The following is a 1,155-nucleotide window of genomic DNA, read 5'->3' as shown; positions in this document are numbered from 1 at the left end:
CCGGTTTTCGGTTGATGCAATTGCCGGAATTGGTCCGGCGCCAACTGCCCCAAGGCGCTATGCGGGCGCACCGAGTTGTAGTCAGTGCGCCAGGCCTCGATGCGCATGCGCGCATCGTCGAGACTGACGAACGCATGCTGGTTCAAACATTCTTCGCGCAGTCGGCCGTTGAAGCTTTCGATGTACGCGTTTTCCACCGGCTTGCCTGGACGGATGAACTGCAGCTTGACGCCATGTTCGTGCGCCCAGGCATCGAGCGCCTTGCTGACGAACTCCGGCCCGTTATCCACCTGAATCAGATTGGGACACCGCCCTCGTTGCCGCAATTGCTCGAGCACACGCGCCACGCGTACACCCGTTAGCGAGAAGTCGACCTCGATGTGCGGGCACTCGCGGTTCCACGCGTCGATGATCGTCAACATGCGTATGCGTCGGCCGTGCACCAGCGCGTCAGCAACAAAGTCCATCGCCCAGCTTTCGTCTGCGCCGTTGGGCGTCGGCATGACCACGCGTAGATGACTCGGGCGCTTCTTTCGACGTTTCAGGCGAAGCGATAGGCCTTCTGCACGGTACAGCCGCTCAGTGCGCTTGTGGTTCTGGACCAGGCCCTCCCGGCGTAGCAAGACATGCAGGCGGGGCGAGCCAAACCGTGGCCGCTCCTGTGCCAGTTCGCGCAGCCGTTGCCGCACTTCGTGGTCGGCGTCAGGCGGCGCCGGCCGCCGGAACGTTCGGCGATTCAGGCCAATGAGCGCGCACGCCCGGCGCTCCGAATAGTCGTGCTGTTCAATCACCTGCTGCACAACTTCTCGGCGCTGCGCGGGCGAACTCACTTTTTTCCGAGAACGTCCTTCAGAACCTGGATGTCCAGCGCCTGGTCGGCCACCAGCCGCTTGAGCCGCTGATTTTCTTCCTCCAGTTGCCGCAATCGTCGCGCTTCCGACACATCCATGCCGCCGTAACGGCTACGCCAGTTATAGAACGTCGCATCCGATATGCCGTGCTTGCGGCATAGGTCTGCGACCTTCATGCCTGCGTCGGCTTCCTTCAACACCCCAATAATTTGCTCTTCGCTGAACCGCGACTTCTTCATGACAAGGGTTCTCCTGCGGCCTTGCCACTAACTTTACAGTGGGATACTTCGGAGGGGAAAGGTCA

1 protein-coding gene is annotated in these 1,155 nt (G+C 61.1%); it reads right to left on the bottom strand.

Features of this window, described 5'->3' with window-relative positions; all coding sequences use genetic code 11:
• Window positions 1-1,090, bottom strand: a protein-coding gene (locus HWX62_RS32815; protein ID WP_175985335.1) for an IS3 family transposase whose coding sequence is annotated in 2 segments (ribosomal slippage) — window positions 1-841 and window positions 841-1,090 — 1,091 coding nt annotated over the 2 segments. Because the reading frame shifts where the segments join, the coding sequence is not laid out codon by codon here. This gene is flagged as partial in the annotation.
• Window positions 1,091-1,155: the final 65 nt, after the last annotated feature.

The sequence above is a fragment of the Burkholderia sp. BCC0506 genome, assembly GCF_902833145.1.
Taxonomy (GTDB): Bacteria; Pseudomonadota; Gammaproteobacteria; order Burkholderiales; family Burkholderiaceae; genus Burkholderia.
This window is presented reverse-complemented; position numbering and strand designations above follow the sequence as displayed.